This window comes from Bradyrhizobium sp. WYCCWR 12699, from assembly GCF_032144035.1.
In the GTDB taxonomy this organism is placed as follows: Bacteria; Pseudomonadota; Alphaproteobacteria; order Rhizobiales; family Xanthobacteraceae; genus Bradyrhizobium.
In genome coordinates, this window is sequence record NZ_JAVTJN010000003.1 from 163,297 (window position 1) to 182,441 (window position 19,145).

Sequence of the window (19,145 nt, forward strand, 5' to 3'; positions counted from 1 at the left end):
GCGCTCAACGATGACCATCGGTACCCGACCGAACACGGTTCAAACACTTTCGGACCGGCGAGCTTGACATTTGCGCTCGCATCGGAGCTCGGCGCCTGGCTTTCTGCAAGAATCATCAGGCACCTTTGGCATAAGACCGCAACCGCTTTTCGAGGACCGTCAAAAGCGTATCGCGAATAGGATCGCGGGAACCACGCAGCCAACTTGCAGCGAGCGGAAGCCGTCCAACTGCTCCAAAGCGCTCCAGCTTGAGCGGAACAAAGCGAACGCCCGCAACAGCCATGCGAGAGGTCCAGCGGGGGACGACGGCCAGTCCCAGTCCAGCCGCAACCATGTTCACGATCGTCTGCTTTTCATCGGCGAGCTGAGCGATGCGGGGCGTCAGCCCGGCGTCCTCGAACAGCTTCATGGTCAAGTCGTGGCTGTGGGGCCGAGATCGCCGATCAGGAACGATCATCGGTTGATGAGCGATCGCCGAGAGCGACAGACATTCGTTACGTGCAAGCGCGTGCCTGCGGGGAAGGGCGACCACTGCGGTTTCCATGAGCAGAGTTTTACATTCGAGCCTTCGGTCCATCTTCTCCGGAGGACGGATGAAAACGAGATCGAGCGCTCCGGAAAGGACCTTGGGAAGCAGCCGGAACGTCTTTTCCTCCAGAAGATGAACGGTGACGTCGGGGTATTTCGCGCGGAAGTCTCGCAACAGCTGCGGCATAAGCCCGGCCGCAGCACTGTCTATGGCGCCTACCTTGAGATTCCGGGCTCCGACCGAACGCGAGCGACCGCGCAAGACGGCCTCCACGGTCGAGACCTTTGAGAGAATGATGCGCGCCTCCCGAAGAAGTAGCGCGCCGTCGTCGGTCAAAGAGACGGCTCGCGTGGTCCTTGCAAACAGCCGCGTACCAAGATCCTCTTCCAAGAGTTTGATGTGGCGGCCGAAGGCGGAAGGTAGCATCTGCAGGTGTTGGGCCGCGCGGCCAAAATGCAGCTGCTCGGCGGCGGCGACGAAACATCTCAATTGACGCAGCTCCATGAGCAGGCCCTTTTGTCGAATCCGAGCCATTATACCATTTTTTTGTACAAATAAGGGCGTATTGAGTGACGCCGTCTCTTCCTTCTAGGCTGGCCGTAGATAAAAGGCATGGCTGCCAGCCGGGGCGCCAGCCGAAAAACGAGGAGGCCCAAGGTGGTGAACGAGGTTCAGAAGCGCACGATCCGTCGAGTAGCTTACCGGATCGTGCCATTCGTGATGCTACTCTACTTCGTCGCGTTTATCGACCGAGTGAACATCGGCTTCGCAGCGCTGACGATGAACAAGGATCTTGGTTTCTCCTCCTCCGTATACGGATTTGGTGCGGGCATTTTCTTCTGGGGTTACTTCCTGTTCGAGGTGCCCTCCAACATCATTTTGGACAAGGTGGGAGCCCGACTGTGGATCGCTCGGGTCATGATCACCTGGGGCTTGATATCCGGGGCAATGGCGTTCGTCCAAGGGCAAACAAGCTTCTACGTTCTTCGCTTCTTGCTCGGCGCGGCCGAAGCTGGGTTCTTCCCAGGAATTATCCTCTATCTGTCCTATTGGTTTCCCGCGCGCCAGCGTGCCGGGATCACCGCTCTGTTCATGGCAGCGGCGCCTCTTTCAACGGTCCTCGGATCGCCCGTCTCGGCCGCTCTTCTGGAGTTGCACGGCTTGTTCGGCCTTAAGGGGTGGCAATGGCTATTTCTCCTCGAGGCGCTACCCGCCATCGTGCTTGGGTTCATCGTGCTCGGATTCATGACGGATCGGCCGGAACAGGCGAAGTGGCTTGCCGATGATGAGCGGGCCTGGCTGGTCGAGGCCATGAATGCGGAGCGGGCGGCCAAGGCAGGGTCGGCGAGCCATAGCGTCTGGCGGGGACTGACGGATCTACGCGTTCTGGCTTTGTCCCTCGTCTACTTCGGCACGTCGGCGGGACTGTACACGCTGGGGGTATGGGCGCCGCAGATCATCAAAGGCTTCGGCCTGTCGAATATGGCGGTTGGATCGCTCAATGCGATCCCGCCGACGATCGCCGTGGTGGCCATGTATCTGTGGTCAAGGCATTCGGACCGCACCAACGAACGGACGTGGCATGTAGTCATCGCTTGCCTCGTTGCGGCGGCCGGGCTCGCGCTGGCAGGCATGTCGACTGGCGTTGCTTCAGTTATCGCTGCGCTGGTGCTGGTGAACGTCGGCATCAGCGCCGCCAAGCCGCCGCTTTGGAGCATGCCGACACTGTTCCTGGCCGGTCCGGCCGCGGCGAGCGGCATCGCAACCATCAACTCCATCGGCAATCTCGGCGGCTTCGTCGGTCCGGCCATGATCGGATGGATCAAGGACCTCACCGGCAGCTTCGAGGGCGGGCTCTATTTCGTCTGCGCACTCTTGTTGTTGTCCGCCACGCTGACGTTGCTGCTCGCGCGCTCGATCGGCCGCCATCAGGCGGCCGTCGCGCACTAATCATACGGAAGAGGAAGGATATCTCTCATGAAGACCTACAACGTTGCGGCAATCCCAGGCGACGGTATCGGCTCCGAAGTTGTGGATGCCGGCGTCGAAGTTCTTAAGGCGCTGGCGAAGCGCGATGGGGCATTCACCTTTCACTTCGACCACTTTGATTGGGGTGGGGAATATTATAAGCGGCATGGCCGCATGATGCCCGAAAACGGGCGCGATCTGATCCGTAATCACGATGCAATCCTGTTTGGCTCCGCAGGGCACCCAGAAATTCCGGACCACATCACGCTTTGGGGCCTGCGGCTCGCGATCTGTCAGCCGTTCGATCAATATGCGAATGTGCGTCCGACCCGCATCCTTCCCGGCATCACCTCGCCCTTGCGTGCCGTCAAGGACAAGGAGCTCGACTGGGTCATCGTTCGGGAAAATTCGGAAGGCGAGTATGCGGGCGTCGGCGGACGGGTCCATCAGGGATCTCCTTTGGAGGCAGCAACCGATGTCGCTATGTTCACGCGCGCCGGTGTGGAGCGGATCATGCGCTTTGCCTTCGGCCTTGCACGGTCTCGTCCCCGCAAGTTGTTGACCGTCGTGACGAAATCCAATGCACAGCGGCATGCAATGGTCATGTGGGATGAAATTGCAGCGGAGGTCGCGCGCGAGTTTTCTGACGTGACGTGGGACAAGATGCTGGTCGATGCCATGACGATGCGCATGGTCATGCGCCCGCAGAGCCTCGATACGATCGTGGCTACCAATCTCCATGCTGATGTGCTGTCCGACCTTGCCGCTGCCCTTGCCGGTTCGCTTGGCATCGCCCCGACCGCCAATCTCAATCCCGAGCGCAAATTCCCATCGATGTTCGAGCCCATCCATGGCTCCGCCTTCGACATCACAGGCAAGGGCATTGCCAATCCCGTCGGGACATTCTGGTCGGCGGTTATGATGCTTGAGCATCTGGGGGAGAATGCAGCCGCGCAGCGGCTCATGAAGGCAATCGAGCGCGTCACCGCCAACCCCGAACTGCATACGCCAGACCTTGGAGGATCGGCGAACACCCGCAAGGTGACAGACGCTGTCGTGAGCGCGATCCAAGCGGAAAACGCGTGAAGCCCCCCAATGTCCGCTGTGTGGACCGACGCACGGGCTCGCAGCTTGCTGCGGCAACTCTTTGATGCCGCAATCGCGAGCGCTGATCCGCGCATAGCCGTCACGACGCATCTGCCGCCAAAGCCCAGCGGACGCTGTATTGTTGTCGGAGCCGGCAAGGCGTCCGCGGCAATGGCTGCGGTGGTCGATGCGGCCTGGCCCGACGTCGAATTGTCGGGGGTCGTTGTGACGCGGCACGGGCACGCGGTGCCGGCGGGCGGGATCGAAGTCCTTGAGGCGTCGCACCCCGTCCCGGACCACTCGAGCGAGGCCGCGGCGCTGCGGATGCTGGATGCGGTCAGAGGGCTGACGAAGGATGACCTGGTCCTAGCGTTGATGTCCGGTGGCGGGTCCGCACTGATGGCCCTTCCCGCCCCTCCGATGACCCTCGCGGACAAGCAAGCGGTAAACCGGGCATTACTCGCGAGCGGGGCGACGATTGCGGAGATGAATGTGGTGCGCAAGCACCTGTCGGCGATCAAAGGCGGTCGGCTGGCGCTTGCAGCGCGCCCTGCGCGCCTCCTCACCCTCGTGATCTCAGACATTCCGGGGGACGATCCGGCTGCGATCGCCTCCGGCCCGACGCTGCCGGATGCCAGCACGAAGGCCAATGCGCGCGAGATCGTTCGCCGTTTCGGGATCAAGCTGCCCGACTCTGCGCAAGCCGTTCTAGACGGCGGACAAGATACGGCGAAGCCTGGGGACATTGCCGAAGATGTCCGTATTATCGCCGCGCCACTCACGGCCCTTGATGCTGCAGCGCAGCTCGCCAAGCGCGAGGGATTGAGCGCTGTTGTACTTGGGGACGCAATCGAGGGGGAGGCCCGAGAGCTCGGTACCATGATGGCCGGAATTGCCCGGTCGGTCGCTCAGCACGGGCATCCTGTAAAGGCGCCGGCCGTTCTGCTTTCAGGAGGAGAGACGACAGTTAGCATCGGTCATGGCCGAGCAGGTCGTGGTGGTCGCAATACCGAGTTCTTGCTCGGACTTGCGGTGGCCCTTGATGGAGCGGCGGGCATTTGGGCCATTGCCGGGGATAGTGACGGGATTGATGGAACGGAGGATGCCGCCGGCGCTTTGGTGACGCCAGATACCTTGCATCGCGCCGCTGCGAGCCAGCTCGATGCCCGCGCGCTTCTGACGGCTCACGATAGTTACACCTTTTTCGAGCGTCTTGGTGATCTCGTTCGAACAGGTCCCACTCTCACAAATGTCAATGACATTCGGGCCGTTCTGATTGCGCCGACTAGGCAACAGACGTCGTAAGCTGGCAAAGCTCGTTCGTTCGCCTACATAAGGCGCCCGCTCGTGCGAGAGCTCCCGCGAGCGCGTCGTGCAGAGCTGCATGCTCAGAGAGCAACCATTCCACACCAGAACATCCAATCTTTGCCGATATCGACCTCGTATTTGCGAGCGAAGTTCAGTTTGCCATCGTCGGCGACGTCGAATACTGTCAACCCTGCTGGAACCGTCCGAACGGCGCCACCGTCGCGAACGTCAAGCGGCGCAACCGCAGCTGTGACCAGCATTCGTCCGGCCGGATGGATTGAGAATGTCCTGCAATGGAAGGTCAGGGTATCAATGGTCTGGATGAGCGTCGGCTCTCCGCTTGCGGGATTGATCGAAAACACGGCGACAGTATTTTCTCCCTCCCCATGGACCTTTCGGCCCGCGAAATCGATCGTTCCGTCCGAGCGGTTGGCAAGATAGACGAACCGGCCGTTGGGGTGCACGTGGATGGGGCCGACGAACTGGACCGGTAGCCTAGCTTCGTGGTTTTCAGCAGTATATCTTTCGAACAGCGGCTTAGGATCGATGCCTTCGTCACTCGTCCCATAGACCAGCAGCTGGTTGTTGCGTTCCATCGATACGAACATCCACGGTTTTTCCGGATGAAAGTCGACGTGCCGCGGGCCGAAGCCAAGTCCGTTTCCTTTAGTGATCGAAGTCTCATGCGAAAGCTGCCCCGCTTCAAATCGGAAGACTTTCAGGGCTCCGGGATCTTCGGGCTTGCCGGCGCCCGGATCGTTGCCGCGCGTCGGAAGCACGACGAGCTTGCCAGACGGTGAGACACGGACTTGGTGAGCATAGATGCCGGCATCGATTGAGCCGGACTGCTTGATTTCAACTCCGATGGAGCCGTTCTCCCCGAGCGCATGGACGGTCAGATCTGACGGCATGTTGTAAGCAACAAGCAGATAGCGCCCTGCCGGATCGAGCGTGAGGTTAACTGGGCGGTTCTTGAGAAAGACAGGCTCTCCAAATTGCTGCAGCCGCCCCGTGTCTTGATCGATCGCATAGACCGCGACCCCGTGCCGGTCGTCAGCCTTGGAGGTATACCGGTTGCTAAAAGCCACGTAGAGCAGCGGCTTTGATGGATGCTTCCAGGCGTACTGAACCGCCTCTGGCACGCGAATAGTGTCAATTTTCTGCAAGGCGAGCTTCGTGTCGTCGGCCTCGTAACACATCAGCTCGGACCCAACTGCGACGTAGAGGACCGCGCGAGCTGTGTTCTGCGCAGCAACTGCTCGTGGCGATAGCCCCGCTGCGGCAAGGAGGCCTACAAACGTACGGCGGCTGAGTGACACTGCGCGGTTCATGCGTTCAACTCCTCGTAACGTGCTGCTAAGTCTACTCGGCCTCAAAAGGCTGGGCCGGCGGGGCCGGACCAGCCTTCTGTTTATTAGGGCCGCTTTCCGGCTTCGTGAGTGGCGCGAGTCCATGCCCGAGCCTGATCCGAGAGGCTGAAGCCGAGGCCCGGTCGGTTTGGCACGATCATGCGTCCATTCACGACATGGAGTTTCTCGTTGAACATGGCTTCCGACCACTCGAAGTGCTCGACCCAGGGCTCGCGGCCGTAAGCCGCCGTCAGATGAAGGTGGATCTCCATGCAGTAATGGGGAGCGAGCTGCAGCTTCTTATGGTCGGCAAGCGCGAGGATCTTCAGGAAGGGGGTGATGCCCCCGACGCGGGGGGCGTCTGGCTGAATGAAGTCGACCGAATTGTGCCGGATCAGCTCGTAATGTTCATCGACGCTTGTTAGCATCTCACCCGTGGCGATCGGGGTTGCAAGCTCCTTGGCGAGCGCGGCATGCCCTTCGTAATCGTAAGCATCCAGCGGCTCTTCGATCCAGGTCAGGCTGAACTGCTCGGCAATGCGACCAAACCTCAGTGCAGTCGTGCGGTCCCATTGCTGATTGGCATCGATCGCCAGCGGTACGTCGCCAATATGTTTGCGCACTGCCTCGATGCGGGCGAGATCAACCATCGGGTCGGGCTGGCCGACTTTGAGCTTGATGGCGCCGATGCCCTTTTCGAGCGCCATCGAGACGCGCTCCTTGACCTCCTCGATGGGCATGGAGAGATAGCCGCCGGATGTGTTGTAGCAGCGAACCGAATCTCGGTGGGCGCCGAGCAATTTGGCCAGCGGCAGCTTCGCTCGCTTGGCCTTGAGATCCCACAACGCAATGTCAAAGGCGGCAATTGCCTGGGTTGACAGTCCACTACGCCCGACGGAAGCGCCGGCCCAGACCAGCTTGTCCCAGATGCGCGCGATGTCATTGGGATCCTCACCTATAAGTTCACCGGCAATTTCCTTGGCATGAGCGAACTGCCCGGGCCCTCCCGCGCGCTTCGAATAGCTATAGCCGATGCCACTATGGCCCTGCTCGGTTTCGATCTCCGCGAACAGGAACGCGATCTCCGTGAGCGGCTTTTGGCGGCCGGTAAGCACCTTCGCGTCGCTGATCGGTGCGGCAAGTGGAAGGAAAACCAGCGATAGCTTGACCCATGCGATTCGATCGGTGGTGGCTTCGCCGGGCGCAAGTCCCGCAGCTAGCGGATTGGCAATGATGCGTGTCGTGTTTTGCATAAAGTTCATCTGTTCGTCCTCTTTCGTCGTTGAATACTCTTCTGCGGCCCGGCGTCTATTCGGCTGGTATTGGCGCAGCGCGAGGAAGCTCGGGCCTTTCCTGAATGACGGCACGTTGAATCGGGCCCACGATGACCCAGTAGCTGATAATGGCGAGTAGGCCATGGAGGCCGACATAGAGCAGCGCGCCATTGAAGGATCCGGTCGCTGCAAGGATGTAGCCGATCGCAACCGGGGTCGTGATGCCGGCAGTATTACCGATCGCGTTGAAGACGCCGCCGGTCAGCCCGATGACTTCTTTTGGCGCGGTATCGGCCACTACGGTCCAACCTAGCGATCCAAAGCCCTTGCCGAAAAAGGCGGCGCTCATCAGGACTAGGATCAACGTGGTGGAGTCTGTGTAATTGCAGCCGATGATCAGCATCGTCATCAACAGACCAATCGTAATCGGCGTCTTCCTCGCGGTGCTTAGCGATCCGGTCCTGCGAAGAAGCCAATCTGAGAAGAAGCCGGTCATGACGCCGCCAACGAAGCCGGCGATGGCCGGGATGGTCGCCACTAAACTTGCGTCGAGTACCGAAAAGCCGCGGGCCTTGACGAGATAGCTCGGAAACCAGGAGACGAAGAACCAGGTGATGGATGTAATGCCGTACTGCGCGAGGAAGATGCCGACGAGCATGCGGCTGCGGAAGACTTCGGCCAGATCCGACCATTTTGGACCGCGCTCGGCGGAGCGCACAGGAGCTGCGCCGAGGTCGACAAGGCCGCCACCAGAGCGAATGTGATCGAGTTCAGCTGGCGCGACTTTTGGATGTTGAGCAGGCGGATAGTACGTGACGAACCAGAGGGCGGAGAATGCGAGCCCTAGGACGCCCATCACAGTGAAGATGTGCTCCCAGCCGAAGCGATGATCTAGATAGCCCATCAAAGGCGTGAAGATCACGAGGGAGACATATTGCGCGCTGTTGAAGATCGCGCCGGCAATGCCGCGCTCGCTCGATGGAAACCAGGCAGCGATGATGCGCCCAGCAGCCGGCCCGACTGGAGATTCGAACACGCCAAGCAGGAAGCGCAAGGCGAGCATGGCCAGAAACGGATAGGCGAGCCAGGCCACGCCGCTCATCAGGAACGTGACGACCGACCAGAGGATCAATCCGACCAGGATGCTGAGCTTTGCGCCGAGCTTGTCCGTGATCCAGCCAGCGGGCACCTGAGCCAGCACGTAGGCCCATGCGAAAGCGGAAAACATCCAGCCGAGTTCGACCGGGCTGATGCCAAGAGCCTTGGACATATTGGGGCCCGCGATCGAGAGCGTCGCTCGATCGCCGCTGCTTAGTGCCAGCAACATCGTGATGAGTGCCAAGATCACGAAACGAAATTGGAAGCGCGCCACTCTGCTCCCTGACATACGATCCTCCCGTCGAGGTTTTCCCGGATCGATCTCTCGCCGATCACGGAGCCCAACCTAGACGCAGGATCAATTCACGTCTAAACTCAATTTTGGATCGAGCTAATACCTTAAAGTTATCAATGATCGAATTTGCACAAATTCGTGCCTTTGTTGCGGTTGCCGACGAGCTTCATTTCGGGCGAGCGGCCAAGCGCCTCAACATGACTCAGCCGCCACTCAGCCGGCACATCCAGATGCTCGAGCAACAGCTCGATGTGACGCTGCTTGAGCGAACGAGCCGGTCGGTTGAGCTGACCGTCGCTGGAAGGGCGTTTCTCTCTGAAGCGCGAGGGCTGCTTCAGCAACGGGAGAATGCGGTGAAGGCTGCGCGACAAGCAGCCTTATTGGCTGGTGGTGCCCTGACGATCGGCTTCGTGGGTGCTACAACTTACGGGTATTTGCCTTGGCTTGCCTCGTGCTTGCGCAGCGAACTACCGCACATCGAAGCAAGCTTTGTCGAGCTGACCTCGCGCGAGCAGCTCGAAGCTCTCAAATCAGGGCAAATCGATTTCGGCTTGGTGCGCCCATTGCAGACGGCCGAGACGGTCAGAAGCGCATGCGTGTTCCGCGAGGAGCTGGCGCTCGCCCTGCCACTCGATCACCCGCTCGCGGGGCGGCGCCGGCCCGAGCTTGAGCAGCTCGATGGGCAACCCTTCATCATGTATTCGAGCGCTGGCCCCTACATGAACTCGCTGCTGACCATGGCGTTTGGAGCCGCCGGCATCCGGCCGAATGTCGTGCAGTCGATGAGCCAGGCACAAGCCATCCTCGCGCTGGTCAGCACGGGGTTGGGTCTTGCGATTGTTCCCGGAGAGACCCGCAATGCCTGCTTCGACAATGTCGTGTTTCGGCCTATCCGCTTTGGGCGCTCTATCTTTGCTGAATTGCACGCCATCTGGAGAAGTGACAATCGCAATCCTGTTTTACCGCGCCTGCGCGAGCTTGCCTTTCGGGACGAGGGCAGCGGTGTCCGCCGGCCCTTGCAGCTGCAGCCCTAGAGGCCACTAACCAGAACGCGGACCCGGATTCGGTCCGCCACCGCCGCCCTGGGGTGGCTCGTCGCTTACTTCTGCAATGATGTTAAATGGTTGACGAAAGGTCGTAGTGAAGGCCCTGCGTCACTTCGATAAGATTTATCTTATTGTCAACCTTGTGTATTATAAGAAAAAGCTTATTACCGCGGGAAATATTAATATGGTATTCCTTATAGATTTATCAGCTCGTTATATGGTATATCTTATCGGATGAAAGACGCTATCCGGCATCTCGACAGCCGCTTTGCCGCGCTCCGAGCGCTCTCGCACTCCCAGCGCCCTCCCAAGGGCTGGATTCGCGCGATCCGCGACGCCCTCGGCATGACCACCGCCCAATATGCCAAGAGGCTGGGGGTTTCGCAGCCACGCATCGTGGAACTCGAAAAATCCGAGCAAGGCGGCAGCGTAACCCTCAATACGCTTCAACGCGCGGCCGAGGCCCTCGGCTGCAGGCTGGTCTATGTGCTTGTACCCGACCGCCCCCTCGCAGAAGTTGTAACCAAGCGAGCTGCTGAGGTCGCCGAGCGGCAATCACGAGCTATCGAGCAAACGATGCGGCTCGAGGACCAAGCGGTGGAGGACAATCAGGCTGCCCGCGCGCTTCGGGAACAAGCGATCGAGGATTTGTTGAAACGCCCCGCGCGCCTCTGGGACGACGAATGACTGAGACTGATCTGCATGCCGCCGACGATCACGCGACACCGCTGACCCCTCAGGAGCGCGAAGATCTTATCCCAACGCACATTACCTTACGTAGCGAGTTGAACGAACTGGAGCAGCAGAACATCGCGACGGCAAACCGCTGGGCGTTTGGCCGCCGCAAGGTTCCGACGCGGGAAAGTTTTCTCAAGAGTTTGCATCGGCGCATGTTCGAACGCGTCTGGCGCTGGGCTGGAAAATTTCGAACGACGGAGCGCAATCTTGGTGTCGCGCCACATCTGATCGAAATTTCGCTGCATCAGGTGCTCGACGACGCAAGGTATTGGATTGAGAACAACACCTATCCACCGGACGAACTTGCGGTTCGCTTCCATCACCGCCTCGTATCCGTACATCCGTTCCCAAACGGCAACGGTCGCTGGTCACGATTGGCTGCTGACTTGTTGATCGTGCAGCTTGGGGGCCGGCGCTTTACATGGGGCGCCGCCGGCTTGCAGACAGCCGGCACCGCACGCAGGGCCTACATTGCAGCGCTTCAGGCTGCCGACAACCATGATTTCGGGCCCCTCATCGCTTTCGCGCGATCATAAAATGCCCGGCCCACCATCGGGCAAACCCTAACTAAACCAAGGCGCTTTCCTTAGCTAACTCGGTCTACGTCGGAATCAACAGCAGGGATCCGCAGATTTCGCCTGTAGAGCAGCCGTTCGAACGCATACTGTGTGAGCAAGAGATCGAAAGGCTCGTTACGCTGTTTGCAAGATTGAGCAGGCGGCCACGGATGGATGCTCCGACATTCGTCAGCGGCCTACGCATTCAAGGTCAGCGTCTCAAGGCGCGGCTGAACGATTTTGTCCCATATGCCGGCTTCGGCGGCGTATTTTGCGATTTCGGAGGGTGTCGCTTTGCGCAGTCTGATCGCGTCTTTCATCGCTTGCGTGGCGTGCGCAAGGCCTGTGGGGACGTTGTAGAAGGCTTTTTGACGTTGGCCGCTCTTGAAGAGATCGACGATAGTTTTGGCCGGTGTGTAGATCGGTACCGAGATCCCTTCGATGGTGTAATGCTTGATCCCCTTGTCAAACTCCTTGGGACCAAAGCGCGTAATTTGAATGCGAGGCCGCGCAATCTTGGGCCGCCAGTCGCGCGGACCGATCGCCATCCATACATAGGGCGGGATGCGGTCTGTCAGCTCATGGAAGGCGAGCGCAGACTCGTAACAGATGACGCCGTTTCGAATGAGTTTCGCAGCAACTGCGAGCGAGTGGTTACTGTCGAGCAGTGCATCGGGTAGCTGGTAAAGGCCGCGGCTGAGCTGATTGAGCGTGCCCTTCTGTTCCATTCGGGAAATGGTTGCGGCCGTGATCCCTTCCTGGAGAAATTCAGAAAGGCGCATCATGCCCCGCTTCTGAAGAAGCGAGATCGCCCTATCCCTCTGGCGTTGTGGTTGCTTCCTCATGGAAACCCGCATGATACAAAACCTTGCAAGTGTCAAGATTTTGCACAAGGAGTTATATCAATGCGACGTTCCCACAAGACAAATGCCTTTTTGAAACCAAGCACATAACCCCTCGCTTCACTGGCTCGGAATCTGCCCCTCCGGGTCTCACCATGTGGGCAACCCGGCTGGATGAGGCGCACCAAGCCTGCGACAGGCTGGATGGTCTCGTCTCGTGAACCTAAAATTGGGCCATGTCTGAACACGAAGTCGAGTGGTCGCCGGAGCTGATCCATCCTAAGAATGTCGCCGGGACGGCGCTTCTGGGAAAGGCCTGCGATATTCTCGAGCTGATCGGCAGATCACCCGGCGTCCTCGACCAGGCGCGTCTTGCGGACCAGACGGGCATCCCCAGGGCGACCCTGTATCGCATCCTTGCGGCGCTGATCTCGCGTGGACTGATCCGGGCAGATCCGCGCACCCAGGCCTACACGCTTGGTTTCAACTTTCTCGATCTTGCACAGAATGCTTGGTCGTCGTCTGACCTTGCGTCAATTGCGTCCGTAGAGTTGAGGCGCTTACGCGATTTGACCGGTGAGACCGCCTATCTCGCGGTTCAAGACGGTCACCACGTGCTCTCGCTCGGCCGCTTCGAGAGCGCACATTCCGAGCGATCCAATGCGAGGCTCGGCGCGCTTAAACCGATGCATTGCACAAGCCAGGGCAAGGCGATCCTCGCTCATCTCTCCGACGCGCAACTCGACTTGGTGGTCCGCGACGGGCTTGCCAAGTTTACCGAGAAGACGATTTGTGACGGCGAGCAGTTGAAGGCACATCTGGCCATCGTCCGTGCGCGCGGCTATGCGATCGATGACGAAGAGATAGTTCTCGGCACCCGCTGCGTCGGAACGGCTATTCTCGATCCCGCCGGCAAACCGCTTGCGGCCATCAGCGTGGCCGGCCCGACTTTTCGCATCACCGCCGAGCGCGCCGAACGATTAGGGCAAGAGCTCGTTGATGTCGCAAGACGGATTTCGAGCCTGCTCGCACCTGCCATCAAGAGCGCTCGGCATGATCCGGGAAATTACAAGGTCTGGACGAAGAGCACAGCCTTTGTGGGCGCGGCGCCGCGCTGGGATGCGCGCGCGCAGAACTTGGTTTGGGCCGACCTGTTGGCGCCTGCTATCCGCGCCGACGGCGGGCATCCCTTCACCGTCTCGCTGCAGGCGCTCTCTGAGGGCATCAACTCGCTGTGCCTTGTCGAGGGCGGCGTCGCCTATTCAGTTGGCCATGACATCGTGATCGACAATTTATCGGGCGGCCAGGAGCGCATTGAAGGAAAGCCGGGTATTTCCTTCAAAGTGCTGCGCGTCTCGGAGGCTGGTGAGATCTGGGCAGCAGCCTACAGCGCCGAGGCCAACATAAGCCTGGTTGGACCGTGGCGACGGCAATCGGGGATGGAACCGGTGTTCGAAGTGCAAGGCCAGGTGAGCGACATCGCCTTTTGCGGTGATGCCGGCCTGTTCGCGACGGAGCCATCGCGTCAATGCGTCTATCTGCTTGAGCGAAAGGCGGCGCGAAAGCGAAAATTCGCCGATATTCCGAAGGTCGCGGGCGCTCCTTGCGCCCTCGCCGTCGACGAGCAATTTAACCCATGGGTTGGATTGTCGGACGGCTGGAGCGTCGTGAAGCTTAATGAGAGCGGAGAGATTGAGCGAACCGTCGCCCTCCCCGTGCCAAGACCAACCGGTATCGCGTTTGGAGGAGCCTCCCTGTCCGAGCTCTTCGTGACCAGTGCCCGCACCGGCCTGTCGCGCGAAAGCCTCGCCAATGCTCCTCTTTCGGGACACCTCCTGTCGATCGATGTCGGCGAGCGCGGCCTCGCCGATCCAGTCGCAAGGCTTTGACCCAGGCCACTCGCATTATGCCCCAAAGCAACACCGTACCCAAGATCATCTCACTGCAAACCTTTCCGGTGCGCATTCCGTTCGCCGATGGCGGCCCGGGCACGGGCGGCACGCCGTCCCGCTGGCATCGCCTCGACATGGTGCTGATTCGTATCGAAGATGAGGATGGGCATGTCGGCTGGGGCGATGCCTTTGCCTATTTCTGCTTGGAGGCGGTGCGCGCGGCCGTCGATCACATGATCGCGCCGTTTGTGACCGAGGCAGCCATCGACGATATCGCTGCCTGGAACCTGGAGGTGCAAAAGAAACTTCATCTCTTTGGACGCTACGGCATAACCATGTTCGCGCTGTCAGGGGTCGACATCGCGCTGTGGGACTTGAAGGCGAAACGGCAGGGCGTGCCGCTATGGCGGCTTTTCCGGGCGAATGCGCCGACGCACCGGCCGGCCTATGCGAGCCTCGTCAGGTATGGCGACAAGGACCTCGTCGCTGAGCAATGCAAGCGGGCGCTCGAGCGCGGCTACCGGCACATCAAGCTTCACGAGATCGCCCCGGATGTAATCAGGCACGCGCGCGAGGTCATCGGGCCCGGTGTCGCGCTGATGGTTGACGCCAATTGCGCCTGGTCCATGCAGGAGACGATCGCTTTGCGAGAAACGTTCCGCGCCTGCAACACCTTGTGGGTGGAGGAGCCGGTATTCCCGCCCGACGACTACAAGAGTATGGAGGAGATTGAGAAGGCCGCAATCCCCGTTGGCAGCGGTGAGAACGCCAGCACGGCCTTTGATTTCATGCGGATCATCAACGCTGTTACCTATCCACAGCCGAGTATGACAAAAGTCGGCGGGATCTCCGAATTCGTCAAGATCTTGGCCGCATGCGAGCGACACGGTAAGAGCGTCATGCCACATACGCCTTACTTCGGGCCGGGATATCTTGCGACCCTGGCGATGCTGCCTTTGATGCAGGAGAAGACGCTGATCGAGTTCCTGTTCGTCGACCCTGAAGTGTGGCTCGCGAGCACACCGAAGCCGGTGAAGGGGGTTGTCAGCGCATCTGATCGCATCGGCATCGGCTTTGAACCAGATCTCGATGTCCTCAAGCGCTACGCTCCCCGCACCTGATCTCAACATGTGAGACGGCGCACTCGCTGCGAGCTTGATAGGCCTTCCGCCGAGCACTGCTGCCGCTATGGTGATGCCTGAAGGCAAGCATTGCACTGCTTGCGCTGGTTTAGATTCCGTTCTTGGAGGTAGATACGCATGGCTCCGATTGCTTCCCAAACCCTCGAAAAGCTGAAGGCCTGCTCGACAGCGACGCTGACCACGCAGCTCTTCAAGCGCAACTATCGTCAGCAATTCCTGGTTGGGATCACGCCGCTCAATCCGAGCGCTGGTGCGTTTGCCGGGGAGGCTTTCACCTTGCGCTTCATTCCCTCGCGGGAAGACAAGGACTGGGATCTTTCTGATCTCCGCAAGCGGGGTGAGGACAATATGCAGTGGGAGGCCGTGGAGGCGATTGGTGCAGGCCAAGTCCTGATGATCGACAGCCGCAACGACCCGCGTGCCGCATCGGCCGGCAACATGTTGATGACGCGCATGATGCGCAAGGGCGTTGCGGCAGCCATTACCGACGGCGCATTCCGCGACGGGACAGAAATCTCAAAAATGGCGTTTCCCGCTTACTGCAGGGCCAACACGGCCTCGACGCGCCCTGCCTATCATCGCGCGGTTGACATGCAATTGCCAATCGGCTGCGCCGATGTTGCCGTTTACCCCGGCGACATCATCGTCGGGGACAGCGATGGCGTCGTCGTCATCCCACGTGCCATCGCCGAGGAGGTGGCGGAGGAGTCTCATGAGCAGGAGCTGCGCGAGAGATTTCTATTCACCAAGATCGATGCTGGCGCGCCTCTTTGGGGCACCTACCCGCCGAACGAGGCAACGCTGAAGGAATACGCGGAATGGCGAGCCCGGCGAGCGGCGGAGTAAAGCGATGGGTGCGCTCACGAAAGCCGCGCAGGCGGAGGCCTTGATCCGCCGATACTTTCAAGCCTGCAACGATGCCGATCACCAGGCGCTGCTGGACTGCTTCACGAGCAATGCTGTCCACTATTTCCCACCCGGCCTGCCTGGTGCGCCCTGGCGCGGCGCTCAGGCAATAGCCGACGGCTGGGTCTGGTGTGTCAAAACGATGGGATCGCGCTGGACCATTGAGAAGGTTCTGGCCAGCTCGGACGGCCACGAAGCGGTGATCGAATGGACCCATTGGAAGACGGCCCTTGGTGAGGTGCTGCGCGGCGATGAATGGTACGTCTTCAACGACGACGTCACACGGATTGCCGAGATCCGGGCCTACTATGCCTCTCCCGTCAACAAGGCCGAGACAGTCAACAAGCTGCATGACTTCGACTATGAGGCCAGGGGCTATGCCATGGCGCCGCCCTCGCCTCCGCCCAAATTGTCCTGAAGCGCCCGGGCCTGTTCATGACCTCACTGACCGGAAAGACACGCGTTCATGCGCTAATAGGCTCGCCTATTTCGCAGGTGCTGGCACCGGGCTGGCTGACCAAGCGAATGGAGGATGCCGGATATGACGGTGTGCTGGTGCCGCTGCAGGTCGAGAGAGGCAATCTTGACACGGCTCTGGCGGCCCTCAAAGCAATGCTCAACATCGACAGTATTCTTATCACGCTGCCACACAAATTCGGGGCGATCGCGCATTGCGACCGCCTGTCTGATCGCGCCAAGGTCCTCGGGGCGATCAACGCCATGCGACGAGAACAGGACGGCCGCTGGCTCGGCGACAATTTCGACGGTGCCGGTCTGACTGCCGGATTGAAGAAGGCGGGCCATGCCATCGCCGGCAAAAACGTGTTCATGGTCGGCGCGGGCGGTGCAGGCTCCTCGATCGGCGTCTCCATGCTCGAAGAAGGCGCCCGCCGGTTGACCTTCCACGACCTCGACGCGTCAAACCAGAACAGCCTGTTTGACAGGCTTAGTAAGGCATATCCAGGCAAGGTCTCCATCGATACTGCCGTTCCTCGCGATTGCGATATTGTCGTCAATGCGACGTCGGCAGGCTTGCGGGACGGCGACCCGCTACCAGTCGATCCCGCTCAACTTGCGCCGCACATGATCGTTGCCGACGTTATCACCGATCCGGTCCCGACAAGGCTCCTGTCGGAGGCAGCCAAGATTGGCTGCGCCACGCGAGACGGCACGCACATGCTGGATGGACAGATCGCGCTTCTGTTCTCCTTCATGACCTCTGGTCATTGAGCATCAGACCGCTCACTAACGGCGACAGTCTCACGAAGTGAGACGATCTCTCGCGGACAATGAAAGACGGGCTTCACGTTGAAAGCCGCGCTCGCTAACGTTTCGCGCAATCATAACAACAATACTTGGCACTCTGGAGGAGACACTTGCGAACGCCATCGAGGCGGTCGGGCCAAAGGAATCGATCGCCGCCTGCTCCCTGAGTGGTCGCTCTGCCTGGCACCGCCGCGACGAGAATAACGCCGGGGCGGAAGCGGATGCGCTCCGAATACCGAGTCCGAATCGACCTCTTCTAGCCGAAAATCTGGGCGTAGCTCTAATTCGAACAGTCAATTGCCATCGGGAGGATTGAAAATGAAGACTCTTGCTAGAGTTTTGACAGCTGCTGTTGTCTCGCTGGCCCTCTTGGGGCAAACAGCGACAGCCGGGACGCTTGAGAAGATCAAGTCCGCGGGTATCATTCGCATCGCCGTCGATCTCAGTGTCCCTCCCTGGGCATTCAAGGACGAAGACCTCAATCCCACTGGCTCGGAAGTCGAAACAGCTAAGCTCTTGGCTGCCGATCTCGGCGTGAAGATGGAGATCGTGGGGACGAACAGCGCCAATCGCATTCCTTTCCTGATGTCGCATCGCGCAGACGCAGTCCTTTCGGCCTTGTCGATCACTGATGAGCGCAAGAAGCTGATCGCGTTCTCGCTGCCATATTCTGGAGCGACGTCCTATGTGGCAGCACCGAAGAGCATGCAGATCAAGACGTTCGCTGATTTGTCGGGAAAGCGCATTGCCGTCACGCGCGGCACGACGAACGATGCGGATGTGACTGCGGCGGCCCCGCGAGATGCGGAAATCGTGCGCTTTGAGGATGAAGCAACGACCATGACGGCGGTCGTGTCCAACCAGCTTGACTTGGTCGCGCAGGTGCCGACCCTTGTCGACCTGATCAATAAGAAGAACCCGGCCAAAGAGCTTGAGCTGAAGCTGCCGCTTCGGACCGCGCCTATGGGTGTTGGCATGCGTAAGGAGGATACGGATCTGAAGGAATGGGTCGACAGCTGGGTGAAGAAGAACATCGCCAACGGAAAACTCCAAGCGATCTTCAAGAAGTTTCAGGGCGCCGACCTGCCCCAGGAAGTCATCGCCGCGTCTCAATGACATGGCCTACGGCCCTTGAAACGAGCAAAGTCCTATGACTTACAATTTCGACTTCGCAGCCGTGCTGGCTTATTGGCCGCTCCTGTTGGAGGGTATCTGGACGACGCTACGGCTCACTTTATTCTGCACGGTGTTCGGCATCCTTTTAGGTGGTGCCTGCGCCGTGGTCCGGACCGGCGGGCCAACCTGGGCCCGTTGGATCGTCTCCTTGTATGTGGAGTTCATCCGCAATACGCCGCTGCTCGTGCAGTGCTACTTCCTAATCTTTGGCATTGCGAGCATGGGAATTCGGTTGCCCATCCTGGTTGGTGCGACCATCGCGCTGACGGTCAATATCGGAGCTTATACGACTGAGATCGTGCGTGCGGGCATTGAATCGATCCATCGCGGCCAGCTTGAGGCGGCGACCTGCCTTGGACTGTCGCGCACCCAAACCTATCTGCATGTGATTATTCGGCCAGCGCTGGAGCGCGTCTATCCGGCGCTGTCGAGCCAGTATGTTCTGTTGATGCTGGCCTCGAGCATCGTGTCCTCGGTTGGCGTTGAGGAGCTATTCGGGATCTCTAACCGTATCCAGAGCGAGACTTATCGCAATTTCGAAATCTTCGTCGTGCTCGGCGGCATCTATCTAGGTCTCGCCATACTGGTACGTGGGGGTTTTGCTCTCCTCGGGCTTGCGATGTTTCCTCGCCGCCGCAAGCTCGGAACCCCGCTGTGAGCATGGAGATAGCAG

Annotated in this window: 18 protein-coding genes; 13 read left to right on the plus strand and 5 right to left on the minus strand. The window is 59.8% G+C overall.

Translation table 11 applies throughout. The annotated features are described in order from the left end of the window. Positions 1-115: 115 nt before the first annotated feature. Entirely contained in the window at positions 116-1,033 is a 918-nt protein-coding gene (locus RPS27_RS02860; RefSeq protein ID WP_128930059.1) for a LysR family transcriptional regulator, read from the minus strand. 216 nt (positions 1,034-1,249) lie between these two features. Here RPS27_RS02860 and RPS27_RS02865 point away from each other — a divergent pair, with 216 nt between their 5' ends. Genes RPS27_RS02865 through RPS27_RS02875 form a run of 3 tightly spaced genes read left to right on the plus strand, consistent with a single transcriptional unit; the run spans position 1,250 to position 4,888 of the window. Then, positions 1,250-2,479: an MFS transporter gene (locus tag RPS27_RS02865; RefSeq protein WP_371825248.1), complete on the plus strand. Its 1,230-nt coding sequence runs from the start codon at positions 1,250-1,252 to the stop codon at positions 2,477-2,479. Between the two features lie 27 nt (positions 2,480-2,506). Beyond that, positions 2,507-3,583 (plus strand): tartrate dehydrogenase, encoded by a 1,077-nt coding sequence (locus tag RPS27_RS02870; RefSeq protein ID WP_128930057.1) that lies wholly within the window; start codon positions 2,507-2,509, stop codon positions 3,581-3,583. A gap of 9 nt (positions 3,584-3,592) precedes the next feature. Beyond that, positions 3,593-4,888 (plus strand): glycerate kinase, encoded by a 1,296-nt coding sequence (locus tag RPS27_RS02875; protein ID WP_128955144.1) that lies wholly within the window; start codon positions 3,593-3,595, stop codon positions 4,886-4,888. A gap of 83 nt (positions 4,889-4,971) precedes the next feature. Here the strand turns inward: RPS27_RS02875 and RPS27_RS02880 are convergent, their stop codons facing one another. The 3 genes from RPS27_RS02880 to RPS27_RS02890 form a co-directional block, all read right to left on the minus strand. Further along, positions 4,972-6,222 carry a beta-propeller fold lactonase family protein gene (locus RPS27_RS02880; RefSeq protein ID WP_164933592.1) on the minus strand — a complete coding sequence of 417 codons (1,251 nt, stop codon included), beginning with the start codon at positions 6,220-6,222 and terminating at the stop codon, positions 4,972-4,974. Between the two features lie 83 nt (positions 6,223-6,305). Continuing rightward, the gene (locus RPS27_RS02885; protein WP_373291656.1) at positions 6,306-7,502 is read right to left on the minus strand and encodes an L-talarate/galactarate dehydratase; all 1,197 of its coding nucleotides are present in this window, start codon (positions 7,500-7,502) and stop codon (positions 6,306-6,308) included. Between the two features lie 46 nt (positions 7,503-7,548). Next, positions 7,549-8,901 (minus strand): MFS transporter, encoded by a 1,353-nt coding sequence (locus tag RPS27_RS02890; protein ID WP_128930054.1) that lies wholly within the window; start codon positions 8,899-8,901, stop codon positions 7,549-7,551. Between the two features lie 122 nt (positions 8,902-9,023). On the opposite strand from RPS27_RS02890, the gene RPS27_RS02895 reads away from it, so the two are divergent. From RPS27_RS02895 to RPS27_RS02905, 3 genes are all read left to right on the plus strand, one after another. Then, on the plus strand, positions 9,024-9,941 hold the full coding sequence (locus RPS27_RS02895) for a LysR family transcriptional regulator (RefSeq protein WP_128930053.1): 918 nt from the start codon (positions 9,024-9,026) through the stop codon (positions 9,939-9,941). 246 nt (positions 9,942-10,187) lie between these two features. Then, positions 10,188-10,640: a mobile mystery protein A gene (locus tag RPS27_RS02900; protein ID WP_128955143.1), complete on the plus strand. Its 453-nt coding sequence runs from the start codon at positions 10,188-10,190 to the stop codon at positions 10,638-10,640. Next, on the plus strand, positions 10,637-11,227 hold the full coding sequence (locus tag RPS27_RS02905) for a mobile mystery protein B (RefSeq protein WP_128930051.1): 591 nt from the start codon (positions 10,637-10,639) through the stop codon (positions 11,225-11,227). Before RPS27_RS02900 ends, RPS27_RS02905 begins: the two co-directional genes overlap by 4 nt. Before the next feature lie 218 nt (positions 11,228-11,445). Here the strand turns inward: RPS27_RS02905 and RPS27_RS02910 are convergent, their stop codons facing one another. After that, a complete protein-coding gene (locus tag RPS27_RS02910; RefSeq protein WP_313753859.1) occupies positions 11,446-12,105 on the minus strand; it encodes a type IV toxin-antitoxin system AbiEi family antitoxin domain-containing protein in 660 nt (219 codons plus the stop codon). A 221-nt stretch (positions 12,106-12,326) separates the two neighbouring features. On the opposite strand from RPS27_RS02910, the gene RPS27_RS02915 reads away from it, so the two are divergent. The 7 genes from RPS27_RS02915 to RPS27_RS02945 all read left to right on the plus strand — a co-directional run bounded on the left by RPS27_RS02915 (position 12,327) and on the right by RPS27_RS02945 (position 19,130). Continuing rightward, the gene (locus tag RPS27_RS02915) at positions 12,327-13,979 is read left to right on the plus strand and encodes an IclR family transcriptional regulator C-terminal domain-containing protein (protein WP_128930050.1); all 1,653 of its coding nucleotides are present in this window, start codon (positions 12,327-12,329) and stop codon (positions 13,977-13,979) included. A gap of 17 nt (positions 13,980-13,996) precedes the next feature. Further along, positions 13,997-15,103, plus strand: coding sequence for a mandelate racemase/muconate lactonizing enzyme family protein (locus RPS27_RS02920; RefSeq protein WP_128955142.1), 1,107 nt, complete (start codon positions 13,997-13,999; stop codon positions 15,101-15,103). A gap of 138 nt (positions 15,104-15,241) precedes the next feature. Further along, a complete protein-coding gene (locus tag RPS27_RS02925) occupies positions 15,242-15,970 on the plus strand; it encodes a ribonuclease activity regulator RraA (protein WP_128930048.1) in 729 nt (242 codons plus the stop codon). 4 nt (positions 15,971-15,974) lie between these two features. Next, a complete protein-coding gene (locus RPS27_RS02930; RefSeq protein ID WP_128930047.1) occupies positions 15,975-16,448 on the plus strand; it encodes a nuclear transport factor 2 family protein in 474 nt (157 codons plus the stop codon). A gap of 17 nt (positions 16,449-16,465) precedes the next feature. Then, positions 16,466-17,260 carry a shikimate dehydrogenase family protein gene (locus tag RPS27_RS02935; RefSeq protein ID WP_128930046.1) on the plus strand — a complete coding sequence of 265 codons (795 nt, stop codon included), beginning with the start codon at positions 16,466-16,468 and terminating at the stop codon, positions 17,258-17,260. 354 nt (positions 17,261-17,614) lie between these two features. Then, positions 17,615-18,412 (plus strand): transporter substrate-binding domain-containing protein, encoded by a 798-nt coding sequence (locus RPS27_RS02940; protein ID WP_128930045.1) that lies wholly within the window; start codon positions 17,615-17,617, stop codon positions 18,410-18,412. Positions 18,413-18,446: 34 nt separating this feature from the next. Further along, entirely contained in the window at positions 18,447-19,130 is a 684-nt protein-coding gene (locus tag RPS27_RS02945) for an amino acid ABC transporter permease (RefSeq protein WP_128930044.1), read from the plus strand. Positions 19,131-19,145 lie beyond the last annotated feature (15 nt).